Source organism: Flavobacterium reichenbachii (assembly GCF_002217435.1).
Taxonomy (GTDB): domain Bacteria; phylum Bacteroidota; class Bacteroidia; order Flavobacteriales; family Flavobacteriaceae; genus Flavobacterium; species Flavobacterium reichenbachii.
In genome coordinates, this window is record NZ_MUHF01000032.1 from 81,018 (window position 1) to 98,074 (window position 17,057).

A 17,057-nucleotide genomic window follows, 5' to 3' on the forward strand; every position below is an offset into this window, starting at 1 on the left:
TCTTGCCAAAAAAAAGTTAATCCTTTACTCTTACAAACTTTAAAAAACAGTATTGATTTGTTTATCAATAACTTAATCTCATAATTTAAAAAGATAATCAATGTGATTTTCTCACAAATTGAGCATTTTCATTTTTATAATTCACTTATTTTTTATTGCTTCACAAAGAAATATCGATAGATTTGCATTCTTATTTTTATTTGTTCTAATTAAAAACAGATGCGTTTTATTGTTATTCTCTTACTATTCACTCAAGTTATTTTTTCTCAAAAAGTAATTACGGGTAAAATTTTGTCAAAAGAAACTTCGACAGCATTATCTGGTGTTTTTGTTCGTGATACCAAAACAGAAAACTGGACCATTTCTGATAAAGACGGTAATTTTACTATTACAATTACCTATTTTCAAGACATTGAATTAAATTTTTCTATACTTGGAAAAAAAGATGTCAATGAAACTTTAAAAAACGATCAGAACTTTATTACAGTTTATCTTGAGGATAATACGCTTCGACTAAAAGAAGTGGTGGTTACGGCAGACAAAAAAAGACAGTATTCTGAATTGACATTGGGAAAAAATGCCATAAATAATGTTCAGGCTTTTTCGCTTGACGATGTTTTGCAGCAACTTCCGGGACAGACGACTACAACATTTAATCTTAACGAGTACAAAAATATTGTTTTTCGTACGGCCTCTATTACTACTCCGTCTTACTATAACAAGGCTTTTGGAACTTCTTTTGTGATGGATGATATTCCGATTTCCAATAACGAAAACATGCAGGCTTTTAACCCAAATTCTGGGCTTGGCAATGATTTTGGCACCAAGACAAATACTTTTACCAATACCAATAAAGGGGTAGATTTAAGGGAAATATCGACTAATAATATTGAAGAAATAAAAGTCATTCAGGGAATCGCTTCTGCCAAATATGGCGATATGACTTCGGGTCTGGTTTTAATAACCACAAAAGTGGGAAACAGTCCGTATCGCGTTTCTGCATCGATAAGAGATGCAACTTCTCAGCTAAATTTAACAAAAGGAGTAAAATTCAACTCCAACAATTCAATGAATTTCGGAATAAACTATCTGGATTCTAAAGCCGATCCGAGAGATAATATTCTAAATTATCAAAGGGTAAACGGAAACATTTCCTGGCAGTTTAAAAACAACGATGCTACTATAAAAAACACCGTAAGCAGCTCTTTCAGAATGAATTTGGATAATGCAAAAAGCGATCCCGACGATATTACTGCTGTGGTAGTGAAAAATCAAAAACATGGATTTTCTATTTCTGATAATTTAATGTGGAAACCTAAAAATTTATGGGTAGATGGAATTAATGTAAATGCGAGTTTAAGTTATGACCGACAATTTACGCGCAGAGAAAGATGGCTGAATTCCTCTAATTCGGCTGCAACAGATACGCGCGAAGAAGGCATACATGAAGCTATTATTATTCCTTCGCAATATACTAGCATCAGTACGGTCGAAGGTATTCCTGTTTCAACATTTGTAACACTGGAAACGACAAAAACGCTGAGCAACAAAAACAATTGGATTCATAGTTTGGTTTTTGGAATTTCGAACAGAACGAGTTCGAATAAAGGCGAAGGAAGAAAAAATGCGGCAACTGGATTATTCAATTTATATACGCTGGCAAGAGAAGGAGACAATACGCTGGCATACAGAGATTACAGTTTTGATAATACCAAAACGGAGTATCAAATATCGGCTTATCTGGAAGACAGAATATTTAAAAAATTTAAAAATGAACAACTTCTAAATGTTGACTTAGGTTTAAGATTTGATGATCAGCTGGGAAGTATTTCTTTACAGCCGCGTGTAAATTCTTCTTATACTCTTAATAAAGTATTTAGATTACGAGCTGGAGGAGGAATGTCATCAAAAGCACCGTCTTTAAACCAATTATATACGGGCGAAAGGTATTTTGATAAATTAGTTGGAGGCGGAATTTATACCTATCCCGGGATTTATCAAAAAGCCTGGATACAAACTATTATAACTCCAGGAGATAATTTTAACTTAAAACCCAGCAAATCTTATCGAACTGAAGTTGGCTTAGATGTTAAACTGCCTTTTGCTTCAGTGAATTTTACAGGATATTATAACAAATTATTTAATGGTTTTTCCAGTCAGCAGATTCCGGTTTACAAAATAATTCCAAAAGCTCAGGTTACCGCAATAGGAACTGAGATTCCGACCTATGAAATTATTGGAACTGAGAAATTTTACTACATGAGCACCGGATTAACAAACAATAGCACCTCGGAAGATAAAGGTGTGGAAGCGACTGTTAATTTTAAAAAAATAAAATCCCTGAATCTGGATATTAGCATGAATGCTTCTTATACATACACAAAAGATTTTTCAAATGTTCAGGAATATTATGTTTCGTCCAGTCTGATATCGCCGGAACGATACGGCGTATACGATAAGCAAAAACAGCTGATGGATAATTTTACGGCAAGTTTTAATTTTAATTATCATATTCCTGCTGTCGGTTTACTTGTTTCCATGAGAAGTGAACACATCTTATTACGAAATACTAAATCACCGTCAGGTAATTTTTTAAACGGTTATTTAGACACTGAGCTTGTTTATCATGAAATTCCGATCGAAGACAGAACAAATATTCAAAAATATGGGCACCTGATCAGAGAACCGAGTCAGACTCAAAGTGAACTTCAAAAAATGCTTCATAATTTTCATTTGAGGGTTTCTAAAGATTTTTTAAATGGATTTAGTGTTTCTCTTTATTCCACAAACTTTTTAAATCTCAAACCCTATTATTACGATACGACAGGTCAGAAAGTTTTATCGAATATCGCCACGCTCTCCTTTGGCGCGAGTCTTAACTACGAATTTTAAACTAAATATATATTACTATGAAAAAAACATTCCTTATTACTATAGTTTTCATGTTAGGATTACTGATTCAATCCTGCAGCAATAACGATGACGAAGCTTTAAAACCTGTAAATCTGACTATTACACTTAAATATGATGAGACATTCAACAGTCTTTTAACAAAAAATTCAACTGTTGTCATTGTAAATAATGAAACTGGAAATAAATATACTGTACAAACAGACACTAATGGTATTGCCCAATTCAATCAGATTATACCAGGTACTTATTCAGTTTCTGCAACCAAAGTGATGCTGGCTAACGAATTTACAGAAACTTTTGGCTACACTCCGAGTGAAGCCGAAATTAACTTTAATGGTACTGAAACCAGTTTAACAGTAAACACTGAAACTGCTCCGGTAAGTATAATCATGAAAACTTCGAAAGTGGGTGATTTTGTAATTAAACAAATTTACTATGGTGGTTCTGATACTAAAAAAGGTGCTGTTTTTAGAGACCAGTTTATCGAAATTTACAACAACTCAAACGAAGTACAATATGCTGACGGATTGTATATCGCACAATTATATGGTACGAATGTTACAACGGTATTTGCTTACACGCTTTCTACAGGTCAATTTGACTGGAGTAAATCTGAAGAAATGACAATCGGCGACGTTGCAAACAAAAATTATGTATATGCTTCTAATGTTCTGCAAATTCCAGGAAACGGTACACAATATCCGGTACAGCCAGGAAAAAGCATTGTAATTGCGCAAAATGCTATTAACCACCAATCCAACTATATTGACAATTCTGGAAAATCTGTAAGTATATTAAATCCTGAATTGACTGTAGATTTAAGCACTTCAGATTTTGAGTCTTTTTTAGGAACTTATTCAGGGGATCTTTATCAATTTGACGTTCAGAATCCGGCAGTACCAGATTTAGAAATTGCTTATTGGGGCAACGGAAATAATGATATGATTCTGGATCCAAGCGGCAGACAATCTTTTGCTATTTTTAATATGAATGCCGCTGCTTTTGCCAGTCTTAAAAAATATAAAAATCCTAAGGGCGATAAAAATTTGTATTTACAGATTCCGAATACAGTACTTACAGACGGTGTTGAGCTTACAAAAGATTTAGGATCTGGCCTTGTACCTAAAAAACTTCCTGCACAAATAGATGGTGGAAATACGTATTTACCAAGCGGATCTTATTCTTCAAAATCTGTAATGAGAAAGACAAAAACAACAATTGGAGGAAGAGTTATTCTGCAAGACACCAATAATTCTACTAACGATTTTGTAGAAACAAAAGCAAATCCAAGAGGATTCAACTAAAATTTTCATTAATGAAAATCAAAATGCCTGCACTTTTCAAAACCAAAAGTAATATCCGGAAATACTGGATATTACTTGTTTTATTTATTTTTAATCTTTTTTCAGCACGAGCTCAGGACAGTATAATTATTACCAATCATAGTATTGATGCACAGCTTAAAAATCAAATTTTTAAATATCCTGTCAATTATACCAAACAGCATATTAAGGATTTTACTTTTACAGAAATAATATACGAATATCAAAAAAACGAATTTGCCAGAAAGCAGATTGCAAATGAAATTAATTCTTATCAGTTTTCTGCTCAGGGATATTATACAACAAAATCAAAATGGAATTTGTTTGGTAATTTATCTATTAAAAAAACAGACGAAAAAGATTTAGGATGGGTACTTTCTGATGATCGTTCTGAAGAACAAGAAGTTATTCTTCCTCATTATTTTTATGTTCCGAGAAAAGCCAACTGGACCAATCAGGAATATAAAGTGAGCGGCGGTATTTCTAAAAATATTACAAATAAGATTTCAATTGCGGCAAAGCTCAATTATAATACCGGAAAATACAGCCGAAATCTGGATCCAAGACCTGAAATTATTTCAAGGAAACTTGGAGGTGAATTGCAATTGGGATATCAGCTGCAAGAAAACCATAACGTTTTTGCTCTCGCAGATTATTCAAGATCTGATAAAGATTTTTCCTATAAATACAAAGACACTCATTCTAACGTTGAAGGCAATCCTGAAACCTATCTACGATTCAATTCTGGTTACGGAAGAATCCTTAACTATTTTAAATCTGATTATGGCAGCAATAAGTTTCTTTATAAGGAAATACAAAACAAAATAGGAATTGGATACAATTTTAGTACTAAAAACATAACCTTAACCGCTTTATATTACAATCAAAAATCAGACAATAATTTCTATACCAGCATTTTTGGCACAGAAGACAAAGAAAGATTAACACTAGAAACAACTTTAAATCATGCTGAGATTTTTGCTTTATATAAATGGAACAAAAGAGAAATAAAATCGACATTAAAATTTGACAAAAGCAATGCCCGAAATTATGATCTGAAAAACAATGGTTATAATTACAAAAACAGCCTAAATGCGATTAGTTGGTTAAGTTCCGTTTCACAAAAAACAGGTTCTAAAATTGATTATTTATTTGGATTGGATATTCTTTATCAGCAAAACCAGTACAGCGACATTATGGCGACAAATGATATTGAAATAAACTCGCTTAACACAGGTATATTCGGAAGTAAGGATTTTTCATTCGGAAAAAGTAAATTAAACTCCACTGTAAGTTTTAATATGTATTTCCCGCTTCCATCAAAATTAGAATATTATGATACTTCTGGCGGTACAAATGCTTCTTTTTTAAACGAAGTTATTATTTATGATTATGCAGTTAGTACAACAAATTATTTTGCTCCGGCACTACGTTTAGAATATAGTTATCCTGTAAAAAACAACAAAACAGTGGTTTTCTTTACTAATCTGAAGGAAAAAATCGCACTAAAAAAACAAACTGATTATCCAGTCAATATTAATACAAATACCACCTATTGGGTTCAAATGGGTGTACAATTAAATTATTAAAAATGAAAACTAAATTAATTGCCGCAGGAGCAATGGTATTTTCACTAATTATACTTTCTTATTCTAAGATTGAACCAAATCTGTCTATTAGTGAATTAAAAAGATTATACAGCAGTAACGATTATACAAAATGGCCAAAACCAGAAGTTGACTCACTTGTCTATGCACAGGGTTTTGAAGATATTGGAACTTTGGGCAAACCAGAATTTCCCGAAAACAACCCTTATACAGAAGAAAAAGCCGAATTAGGTAAAGTTCTCTTCTTTGATCCGAGATTATCAAAATCGGGTCAGATTTCTTGTGCCAACTGCCACGATCCGGAGTTAAGCTGGGGCGATGGCAGAAGAGTTTCTTATGGAGAAGGAAGACTGCAGGGAATTAGAAATTCTCCAAGTTTAATGAATATCGCTTACTCTAAAGTTTTCTTTTGGGACGGAAGGGCTTCTACTCTGGAAGATCAGGCAAGTTTTCCGATAAAAGACACTAAAGAAATGAATTTCCATATTGACTTAGCAACAAAACGTTTAAATAAAATTAAGGGTTACAAAACTTATTTTAAAAAAGCTTTTGGTAAAGAAAAACTGAATCAGGAAGAAATTTTAAAAGCCATTGCCACATTCGAAAGAACATTAATAAGTCCGAAAAGCAGATTTGACAAATTTATAGCAGGAGATTCTACTCAGTTAACCAATAAACAAGTACAAGGTCTGCATTTATTTCGTACCAAAGCACGATGCATTAACTGCCACAACACGGCTAATTTCTCAGATAATAAATTCCACAATATCGGTTTAACGTATTACGGAAGAGAATATGAAGATTTAGGCAGATATAATGTGACTGGAAAAGCTGAAAATGTTGGCGAATTTAAAACACAATCGCTAAGAGGAGTTTCTCAAAATGCACCTTATATGCACAATGGTTTGTTTCCAAATTTAAGAGGCGTATTGAATATGTACAATGCCGGAATGCCGCAGCCAAAAAGAAAAGAAACGCAGCTGAACGATACTTTGTTTCCAACAACTTCAAAGCTTATTCAAAAATTAAAACTAAACCAATCGGAGTTAGAAGCTCTGGAGTCGTTCATTACAAGTTTATCAACCGGAGCGTACAAAATGCGTCCGCCTGTTTTACCGCAATAGTTTTAGAGTAGAAAAAAGAGGGAAGAGAATAGAGTAAAGAGAATAGATGCAAGAAGCAAGAGGAAAGATATTAATAGAGGAAAGATGCTAGAAGCTAGAAAATAGACTTCTATATAAACAAAAAAAAGAGTCAAGACGAAATTTAGTTAGTCTTGACTCTTTTTTTTTAACTATTCTATTATCTATTTGATGCCTACAATAAAAGTCTTTAATCTTGCCTCTATTCTCTTGCTTCTTGCCTCTTTACCTATTCTCTTTCCTCTTGCATCTTGCCTCTATTCTCTTTACTCTTTACTCTAGCAGCTTACTTCACCATCACACCTTCAACGAACAAAATTGGCACTTCTTCCGTATCATTCTCGTTGATTAAATTAGATTTAAATATAAATTTCTTGTCATACAAAGTATTTCCGATAAAGAAAGTCACCATAAATTCGTTATTCATAACTAAAAGGCTTTTCTCGATCATTTCGATTTTTACAACCGAAACCGCTGGAACTTCTACAAATGCATGACGCAGAATCGAGGTTTTCTTCATTTCTCCGTCTATGGTTCCAAATGCTTTAGAAACCACCATTACACTGTCTAAATTAAAGTCGCTGTCGTTTATTAAATAAGCGTACCAGACTTTTTCCATAAAGTCGTCGCTCCATTCCTGAACTGCTGCCAAGAATACATTTTCTACTTCGGGGATTGTTATATCTGCTTTCATGTTAGTCAAAAGTCATAAAGTCCAAAGTCGAAAGTCCAAAAGTGGTAAAGTCTTTACTAATAGACTTTTGACTTTCGACTTTCGACTTTGGACTTAAAATTAAATATTTGATTTAAATTGCTCTAAGAAACGAACATCATTTTCATAAAACATACGAATATCTCCAATTTGGTATAAAAGCATTGCAATACGCTCCACTCCCATTCCAAAAGCAAATCCGTTGTATTCGTCAGGATTGATGTCACAATTCTTTAAAACGTTTGGATCTACCATGCCGCATCCTCCAATTTCTAACCAGCCTGTTCCTTTTGTGATACGATAATCAGTTTCGGTTTTTAAACCCCAATAAATATCAATTTCGGCACTTGGTTCTGTAAATGGAAAATAAGAAGGACGAAGACGAATTTTAGATTTTCCGAACATTTCTTTAGTAAAATAAAGCAATGTCTGTTTTAAATCTGCAAAAGAAACATCTTTGTCAATATACAATCCTTCTACCTGATGAAAAATACAGTGCGAACGTGACGAAATAGCTTCGTTACGAAATACACGTCCCGGAGAAATAGTACGAATTGGCGGTTTATTATTTTCCATATAACGCACTTGAACAGATGATGTATGCGTACGCAGCAACACGTCTGGATTGGTCTGGATAAAAAATGTATCCTGCATATCACGAGCCGGATGATATTCTGGCAGGTTTAATGCAGTAAAATTATGCCAGTCGTCTTCGATTTCCGGACCTTCAGAAACGTTGAATCCGATATTAGCAAAAATATCTATAATCTGATTTTTTACGATAGAAATAGGATGACGAGAACCAATAATTACCGGTTCTGCCGCACGCGTTAAATCGCCAAAAATTCCTTTTGTTTCTTCTTTGCTTTCAAGTTCTTCCTGAATACCTCTTATTTTTTCTTCAGCAACAGCTTTTAAGGTATTCATTACAATTCCAAAATCTTTTTTCTGGTCGTTTGGAATATTTCTAAACTCATTAAAAAGTTCTCTTACTAAACCTCTACTTCCTAAATATTTAATACGGAATTGCTCTAAAGATTCTTTATTTTTCTCATTAAAGGCTTTAGCTTCCTCTATATGCTGTTTTATCTTATCTATCATTTTCCTTCAATAATTGAGAGAACAAATTTAAGCAATTTGTTTTAAGTTTAATGTTTAAAATTTAAAGTTTATCTACAGTCAAGAGTTACATCAAATTACTATTTATAAAGAATGAGAAACAGGATTTCTATTCGCAGATCAATTCAAAAATCACACATTTAATTAGTTCGATTTTTATCCTGTAAAGATTATTATTAGGAAACTATTTTATCAGTTTTATTTTGCCTTCAACTTCCTTAACCAGTTCCAGCCAATAATTTACACCATCCTGATTTTTAATAATTTCTTTTCTGTTTTTTGATGCGACACTGCTCAATTCTGACCAGTTTCTATTCCAATCCTTATCTTTTTCATTCTTGTCTAAAGGCTCAATTCTCTTACGCCAGAAATCAATATTTTTAAGATAAGTCTCTTTTAAGTCTTCGAAATACTCTATTAATTTTTCTTTTGAATTCGGAATATAACCACCGCCGCTGCAACCGCAGGAATGAAATGTAATTCCAACAGAATATAAACTTCTAAGATGTTCCCACTTCTTTAAATCGTCTTTTTTTGGCGATTCAAAATCAAGTCCCATGTTCGCCGTTAATTCACCGCATTCTGGACATTTGGCTTCAAAAACTGATGATTCTCCTTTTTTAATATCCCCATAAAGTCTTCTTTTAAATGTTTTTCGGCAATTAAAACAAGCATAATGCGGTTTATAAGAAGTCATGGCGTATCTACACATGTTTTTTAATTTTTAGTCGTAGTTTCAATCTCAGTTTACAGAATTCTAAAAAAATTAATCAATCAATTCCCTTTCTAAAAAATAATTTACAATCGCTTCTTTCATCAAGACAGATTGTTCTCCGGCTTTTAAGGGCGGTAATTCTTCTTTTACTTTGTAATGTGGCCAGCCTTCGGCATCAAAAAAATCGAATTCGTAGAATCCGTAAGGCTCTAATAATCTGCAGATGGCAATGTGCATCAGGTTTAATTTTTCATCTTTTTTGAATTCACGGTGTACTTTTCCGAGTTCCTGAACTCCAATTAGATAAATTATGGCATCCAAATCTAAGTCTTCTCCCTGCGAAAACTGATTGGATAGTATATCAACGAGCTTTTCCCAGCGCTCTTTTAGTTGTGTATCTCTAGACATTTTAATTTATGATTTATGATTTTTGATTTTAGATTGCTGATTAAAAAATATAATCCTGAAGGTCAGAACTGCAATCTGAACTCTAAATATGAATCAACAAAGATACATACTCTTTACATAAAATGCATATAGAAGCTTTGCAGTTGTTTTTAAGTTCAAAAACCTTTGTCCTCTGCACCTTTGTAACTCTGAACCTAAAAAAGATCTATATTTGCGCTCATTAAACATAAAACCAAAGCATGAGTTTTTTTGATATTATCGTTGGCGCACTTTTGTGTTATAGTCTATATAAAGGCATTAAAAACGGCCTTTTTGTAGAAGTTGCTTCTTTTATTTCGCTGCTTTTAGGAATTTACCTTGCCATTAAATTTTCTTCATTAATGACTGGAATAATTTCAAAACATGTTTCCTGGAATCCAACTAATATTCAGCTTACAGCTTTTATTTTGACTTTTATTTTAGTTGTTATAGGCGTTTATTTCTTAGCTAAAATATTAACCGGAATTGCAGATTTTGCCATGCTGGGCTGGCTGAACAAATTGGGAGGCGGTTTTTTCAGAATTTTAAAAACCATTCTTATTTTAAGTATTTTTATTGCCTTATTTGAAAAAATCAATTTCAATAATACTTTCGCCAAAAAGGAAACTTTAGACCATTACATTTTTTATAATCCAGTAAAAAAAGTCGCTGCATTTGTATATCCATCAATCGAAAAATGGTACGAGACTTTTAAAAAGGAACATTCTGAAAAACCAGAAGAAAAAGAAAATGAATCAAAACAAAAACCTGCGGAGTCATATTAATTTTAACCGCAAAGTACGGTAAGGTTTCATTTTACTTTACGGATCGAAAACACACATCCCGAAGTCTCGGGATGTGTGTTTTTAAGCCATTCCTATAAAAAATCTTAGCACACTTTGCGGTTAAATTCATTCTTAATTTTATAGCTGCACAAATTTTTGTATTGATCCAAGAAAATACTCAAAAAGAGCAATAATAAATTAAAAATAAACCCGACAGTCCCGAGGCTTCGCGACTGTCGGGTTTTGTATTAGAATTTTATTTAAAAATTGATTTCTCTTTTCTCTCCCTTTTTCAAAACAATTTCCTGTTTTTTATCTCCGAAAATCAAAGTTGTTTTACCACCATTTTTAGACGAAATAATTACGTTTTCAGGCTTTTTATTATTCCACGTCATTTCAATTTCAAATCCGCCTCTTGCGCAGATTCCTTTTACAGAACCTTCTTCCCAAGCGTCTGGTAAAGCAGGAAGTAATCTGATTTCGTTTTCGTTTGACTGCACCAACATTTCGGCAACGGCTGCGGCACCGCCAAAATTTCCATCAATCTGAAACGGCGGATGCGCATCAAATAAATTCGGATACGTTCCTCCTCCTCTTCTTGGTTTATCGGTTTTCTTTCCGTCGGGATCTACATATCTTAATAATTCGCGGAACATTTTGTAAGCACGGTTTCCATCCCAAAGTCTCGCCCAAAGATTAATTCTCCAGCCTTTTGACCAGCCTGTGGTTTCGTCGCCTTTTATTTCTAAAGTTTTTCGTGAAGCTTCGGCTAAATCGGGAGTTTTTTCTGGCGTAATATGATCGCCTGGAAAAAGTCCGAACAGCTGCGATTGATGGCGGTGTTTTGGATCATTATCTTCCCAATCAAAATACCATTCCTGCAGGTTTCCTTTTTTACCAATTTGATACGGATATAGTTTTGAAAGTGCTTTTTCTAATTTTCCTCTAAAGTCAGCATCGGTATTCAGCACTTTTGCCGCTTTTATGGTTTTATCAAAACATTCCCGAATCATGGCCAAATCTGCCGTTCCTCCATAAAGTGTAGCGCCTACAAAACCATCGGCAAGTTTATACTGATTTTCTGGCGAAGTTGACGGCGAAGTGATTAGATTTCCGTTTTTATCGGTCACAAGCCAGCCTAAACAAAATTCAGCTGCACCTTTCATCAACGGATAACCTTCTTTCTTTAGATATGCTGCGTCCTGCGTAAAAGTATAATGCTCCCAAATGTGCGTACTGAGCCATGCGCCTGCTAACGGCCAGCAAGCCCACATTGGATCTTCTTTTCCGAATTGCCCAACCGGATTGGTCATTGCCCAAATATCTGAATTATGAGCAGCAGCCCAGCCTTCGTTTACGCCATAAAATGTCTTTGCCGTAACTTTTCCCGTTACCGAAAGATTTTTTATAAAGCTTAAAAGCGATGTGTGCATTTCTGAAAGATTGGTGTTTTCTGCCAGCCAGTAATTTTCTTCCAGATTAATATTCATGGTGTAATTACTGCTCCAAGGCGGACTTAAATGCGGATTCCAAATTCCTTGTAAATTGGCCGGAACTCCAAGTGTCCGAGATGAACTGATTAATAAATATCGCCCGTAATTGAAATATAAAATCTCCAGATTTTTATCTTCTTTTCCATCAGAATATCTTAGTAAACGTTCGTCTGTAGGTAAATCTGGTGCAGTTGTTTTTCCTAAATTCAAATCGACACGATTGTAAAATTTTTGATAATCTGCAATGTGGTTTTCTTTTAATTTATCAAATGGTTTTGCAAACGCTTTATTCATGTTTTGCAATGCAATTGCTATATCGTCTACTCCTTCGGTTGCAGGATTTTTGTCAAAACCGTTAAAGCTTGTGGCAACAGAAACATAAATAATAGCTTCTGTTGCGTCTTTTAAGGTTAAAGATTCTCTGGAATTTGTAATTTTACCGTCTGTCTTTTTGATTTGAACTAAAGTTGTAAATTTTGTTCCTCTTTCTTTTATATCAAGATATTTTGGCAGAACAGTATATCCCGCATTTTCATGAATTGGCGCAGTACCAGTCATTACCAAAATATTATTGCGCACTTCGACATTAGACTTTAAAAGGCTTTTTGAATTAATATCAAAGTTTAAAGCGCCTTTTATACTGCTTGTCAATTTGATTATCATGATTTGATCTGGCGCCGAGACAAAATATTCTCGTGTATATTTTATGCCGGCCATTTCGTAACTGACTTTTGATATGGCATTAGAAATATCCAGCTCTCGATGATAATTTACCGCTTTTCCTTTTTCAGAATTATTGATTTCTAATGTTCCCAATGGAGCGTAAGATTCGGAGTTTTTTCCTTGAATTTTTTTATTGAGTTCTTCCGCCAGTTTGTAGTTTTCGTTTTTTAATGCTTCGCGAATGGCGGGAATGTTTTTGTACGCTTCCGGATTCATTTTAGCATTTACAGGTTCGCCCGACCAAAGTGTGGCATCGTTCAGATAGATTTTATCAGAATTTGCACCTCCAAAAACTGTTGCACCCAATTTTCCATTTCCTAAAACTAAGCTTTCTTCAAAAAAATCTGCGGGCTGATTGTACCACAAAACATTCGTGGATTGCGCTGAAATGTTTGTATAGTAACACGCGAAAAGTAAGAGGAAAAATATTTTTTTTATCATATTTGGTTATCTTATCCTAACAGGTTTTAAAAACCTGTTAGGTATTCATTTAATATCTAAAACTAATAAATATTTATGTTATACCTACCAGGTTTTTAAAACCTGGTAGGATAAAAATCTTTTATGAGATTTATAGCCATTTTATACGCGTGAGGGATAGGAGCAAACTACCGAAGTAGCGCGGATAGCCCGACCGCATTTACAAAAGGCGCACATAAGCGGTTTGTTACATAGCGCCTTTTGTAAATACGGTCACGCCCAGATTACTACTTTTATTGATTGTATTAATTATACCTAACAGGTTTTGAAAACCTGGTAGGAAACGAATTATTTGCTTACCTTATAGATTTCGTTTGCCGTGATCATTTCCCAATTATCGGTTCTGAATGGCGATGCGGGGAATTTTTCTTTGTTGAAAAGATTGATTGCCGTATCGTCGTCTGCCCAGCCGTAATGCACTGCAACTGGATTTTTTACATTTTCACTCGAAACTATTATTTTGTTATTTTGAATTATCGCTTTCGCAACATGAAAAACTTTGTCAGCACCTGCGATTTCGAAACCTTTTAGTTCATCGCTATTTAAAGTTGATAATCCTGAGCCAATATTATCGAAAGTCAGAATGATTTGGTTTCCTTTTATTTCCTGAGATTTGAAAGTTGGACCGCTGTAAACTTGTTTTTTGCTGTACAGATTATTCAATGCGATTGCAGCCAAACGCAAACCAACATCTTGTTTGTTTGTGGGGTGAATGTCTTTTGCATTTCCGATATCGGTTGAAACGGCCATTCCGGTATTGGGTAATTTTAAAGTTTCGGATTGTGCTTCGCGAAGTTCTGCCCAACGGCTTCCTTTTTGGCTGTTGCCTCCAAACTCATCAAAAGTGGATAATTGAACGAAATAAAAAGGAAAATTGCCTTGTTTGAATTTGGCTCTCCAATCGTTGATCATTAACGGAAATGACTTTTTGTATTCTGCTGCTCTCCAAACATTGGCTTCGCCCTGATACCACAAAACACCCTGAAACGCATACGAAACAAGCGGATTTACCATGGCATTGTACAATAATGATGGATAACTGTTTGGCGAAACTTCGATTTTTACTTTTATGACATTGAATTTCCAAAGTCCGTCAAGCGGAAAAGCTGCATCTTTAAAGTCGATTTTTAGATCGGATGGATCGCCGTAGATTCCGCCACCGCCGCTGTAATCTGTAATTCTGACTGCGATTACGTTGGTTCCTTCTTTTAAGACATTGGCAGGAATTTTATAAACTCTTAGTTTGTCCCAAAGATTATTGGTTCCTACTTCGACTCCGTTTACATAGGTTTTGTCTTCGTCGTCGATTTTTGCTAAGTGTAAAACGGCTTCTTTTTTGGCTTGTTCGGCTGTTAAAACAATGGTTTTACGCATCCAGACAATTCCGTCGATGTTGCCAATCTGCTGATTTTCCCAAAGTGAAGGCACTTTTATTTCGGGCCAGTTTTTATCCTGAAAATTTTGGTCTTTAAATTGATTTTCATTTTCCATGGAAACATCAAAACCTTGTACTTTTTTAAGGTTGTCTAAAACCGATTTTTTGTAAGTTTCAAAAATTGCATTGATATCTACCACTTGAACATCGGCAATCATGGCTTTGAATTCAGGACTATTTTGGAAAGCTTCACGGCTTGTCCAGGTCTCAACATTTGTCCCGCCCCAAGAAGTATTGATGATTCCGATTGGGATTTTTAATTCTGAATATAATTTTTTGGCGAAATAATATCCTACTGCTGTAAAATTACCAACGGTTTCTTTGCTAGAAACTTCCCATTTTCCTTGTTTCAAATCGTCTTTTCGAGTGCCGCTTAAATCTTGCGCAACACCAAAATGACGAATCATCGAATAATTTGAATCTTCGATTTCTTTTGCTGCATTTATGGTTTTGAAAACCTGAAATTCCATATTCGATTGTCCGCTGCAAATCCAGACTTCACCAACCAAAATATTTTTGATGGTGATTTTATTTTTTCCGATAATGATTAATTCGAATGGTCCGCCGGCTTTTTCAGCACTTAAATTTACCGTCCATTTTCCGTTTTTATCGGCTTGTGTTTTCTTAATTTGTTTATTGAAATGAATTTCTACACTTTCGTTCGCATCGGCAAAACCCCAAACAGGAATTTCTTTGTTGCGTTGTAGTACCATTCCGTCAGAAAAGATTAAAGGCATTCTCACATTAGCATTAGCAAACGTGCTAAATATCAACAAAATAAAAACAATTAACTTTTTCATTATTACTTATTTAAATTAATTTAAATCATATAAGTGATATAAGTAAATATAAACTCAACTTACAATAGAAACTTAAATTATCTTATATCACTTATATGGTTTCGAAAGCTTTTTTACTGCATTCCTTCTTTTAAAGCGTTTAAAGCTTGTGTGTCAAAAACTGTATTATCGCTTCTTTTAAAAATTCCGAAACCATTATTTTCCGTACTTCCTTCATCCCAATAAAATGGAAGTAACCCGTTTGCTTTTGCTGTTTTTACCACAGTTTTTAAATAATAGGCTCTCGAAGCTAAGTGTAAAGTTAATGCATCTCCCGCTAAAGTTGTTCTGCGGATTGCTCCAAATTCTCCTAATAAAACCGGAATTCCTTTGTCTACAAATTGGGTTTTCATTAATTTGAAATTCTTTTCTAAATCGGCTTCTTCTCCCCAAGTTGCATTGCGTTCTGTGTCGGTTGTAGAATGGAAACCCGATCCCCAATAATAAAACATTTTCCCCCAAGATTCATCTTTGGTTAAACCCGCAAAATTCCAAGGTGCATAATAATGTACTTCGACCATCATTCTGCCTGAGGCTTTATCTACTGGCAATGTAGTCATTAATTTGTTTGTTTTTTCGATATCGGTCGTTGGTCCCTGAACGACTAAAACACGAGTTGCATTTTTTCCTCCTGTTGAACGAACGGCATCAATAAAAGTTTGGTGGTACGAAGTTAAAACTGCCATTTGAGCAGCATCCTCAACCGCTGGTTCGTTGGCACTTGCAAAAAGCAAATGTTCGTCGAATCCTCTTAAATGTGTAGCGATTTGTTCCCAAAAAGCTTTTTGTTTGGCGTTATTTTCTACTTTTTTGGCTTCGGTAATATTATTTTCCAACCAGCCGCCGTCCCAGTGAATATTTACCACAACGTACATATCATTGTCTACACAATACTGAACTACTTCTTTAACTCTGTTCAGCCATTCGGTTTTAATTTTTGCTGTTGATGCGTTTTCCAGATTCTGATTCCACGAACAAGGAATGCGAATTGCATTAAAACCGTTTGCTTTTACGGCATCGATTAATGCTTTGGTAACTTTTGGATTTCCCCAGGCGGTTTCGCCTCCGGTTGCTTCCAACGTATTTCCGATATTCCAACCCAATTTAATTTTTGCTGCTAACTGCACGGCAGAACTTGTCATTCCGGAATTATCCGCAGCAATTGGGTTTGTATTGTAACTGGGATATAATCCTGCAGCTTCGGGTATTATTTTTTCTACTGTGTCTTTATCATCTGAACTGCAGGCTAAAACTCCCAGAAATGCAAAACATAAAGCAAAACTTAATAGATAATCTTTAATTGTCTTTTTCATCTTATTTGGTTTGGTGGTTAACATTAACGCCAG

The 17,057-nt window shown here is 34.5% G+C and carries 12 protein-coding genes; 5 read left to right on the forward strand and 7 right to left on the reverse strand.

The genetic code is table 11. The features are described 5' to 3' along the window. Positions 1-219: 219 nt before the first annotated feature. From B0A68_RS22480 to B0A68_RS22495, 4 genes are read left to right on the forward strand one after another with little or no spacing between them, the layout of a single operon-like run. Positions 220-2,892 carry a TonB-dependent receptor gene (locus B0A68_RS22480; RefSeq protein ID WP_035681417.1) on the forward strand — a complete coding sequence of 891 codons (2,673 nt, stop codon included), beginning with the start codon at positions 220-222 and terminating at the stop codon, positions 2,890-2,892. A gap of 17 nt (positions 2,893-2,909) precedes the next feature. After that, a complete protein-coding gene (locus B0A68_RS22485; protein WP_035681415.1) occupies positions 2,910-4,217 on the forward strand; it encodes a DUF4876 domain-containing protein in 1,308 nt (435 codons plus the stop codon). An 11-nt stretch (positions 4,218-4,228) separates the two neighbouring features. Further along, on the forward strand, positions 4,229-5,824 hold the full coding sequence (locus tag B0A68_RS22490; RefSeq protein ID WP_035681413.1) for a DUF6850 family outer membrane beta-barrel protein: 1,596 nt from the start codon (positions 4,229-4,231) through the stop codon (positions 5,822-5,824). Positions 5,825-5,826: 2 nt separating this feature from the next. Next, entirely contained in the window at positions 5,827-6,966 is a 1,140-nt protein-coding gene (locus B0A68_RS22495) for a cytochrome-c peroxidase (protein WP_035681412.1), read from the forward strand. A gap of 304 nt (positions 6,967-7,270) precedes the next feature. Here B0A68_RS22495 and B0A68_RS22500 read toward each other — a convergent pair whose 3' ends face one another. The 4 genes from B0A68_RS22500 to B0A68_RS22515 all read right to left on the reverse strand — a co-directional run bounded on the left by B0A68_RS22500 (position 7,271) and on the right by B0A68_RS22515 (position 9,938). After that, positions 7,271-7,678 carry a hypothetical protein gene (locus B0A68_RS22500; RefSeq protein WP_035681410.1) on the reverse strand — a complete coding sequence of 136 codons (408 nt, stop codon included), beginning with the start codon at positions 7,676-7,678 and terminating at the stop codon, positions 7,271-7,273. Positions 7,679-7,777: 99 nt separating this feature from the next. Further along, positions 7,778-8,797 (reverse strand): phenylalanine--tRNA ligase subunit alpha, encoded by a 1,020-nt coding sequence (gene pheS, locus B0A68_RS22505; RefSeq protein WP_035681407.1) that lies wholly within the window; start codon positions 8,795-8,797, stop codon positions 7,778-7,780. A gap of 202 nt (positions 8,798-8,999) precedes the next feature. Next, entirely contained in the window at positions 9,000-9,527 is a 528-nt protein-coding gene (locus B0A68_RS22510) for a hypothetical protein (protein ID WP_035681404.1), read from the reverse strand. Between the two features lie 54 nt (positions 9,528-9,581). Further along, entirely contained in the window at positions 9,582-9,938 is a 357-nt protein-coding gene (locus B0A68_RS22515) for a hypothetical protein (RefSeq protein ID WP_035681402.1), read from the reverse strand. 239 nt (positions 9,939-10,177) lie between these two features. On the opposite strand from B0A68_RS22515, the gene B0A68_RS22520 reads away from it, so the two are divergent. Next, positions 10,178-10,741 (forward strand): CvpA family protein, encoded by a 564-nt coding sequence (locus tag B0A68_RS22520; RefSeq protein ID WP_035681400.1) that lies wholly within the window; start codon positions 10,178-10,180, stop codon positions 10,739-10,741. Positions 10,742-11,001: 260 nt separating this feature from the next. Here B0A68_RS22520 and B0A68_RS22525 read toward each other — a convergent pair whose 3' ends face one another. From B0A68_RS22525 to B0A68_RS22535, 3 genes are all read right to left on the reverse strand, one after another. Then, a complete protein-coding gene (locus B0A68_RS22525; RefSeq protein ID WP_035681396.1) occupies positions 11,002-13,398 on the reverse strand; it encodes a glycoside hydrolase family 95 protein in 2,397 nt (798 codons plus the stop codon). Between the two features lie 327 nt (positions 13,399-13,725). Further along, positions 13,726-15,672, reverse strand: coding sequence for a sialate O-acetylesterase (locus tag B0A68_RS22530; RefSeq protein ID WP_051892444.1), 1,947 nt, complete (start codon positions 15,670-15,672; stop codon positions 13,726-13,728). Between the two features lie 113 nt (positions 15,673-15,785). Beyond that, entirely contained in the window at positions 15,786-17,024 is a 1,239-nt protein-coding gene (locus tag B0A68_RS22535; RefSeq protein ID WP_084678982.1) for a glycoside hydrolase family 5 protein, read from the reverse strand. Positions 17,025-17,057 lie beyond the last annotated feature (33 nt).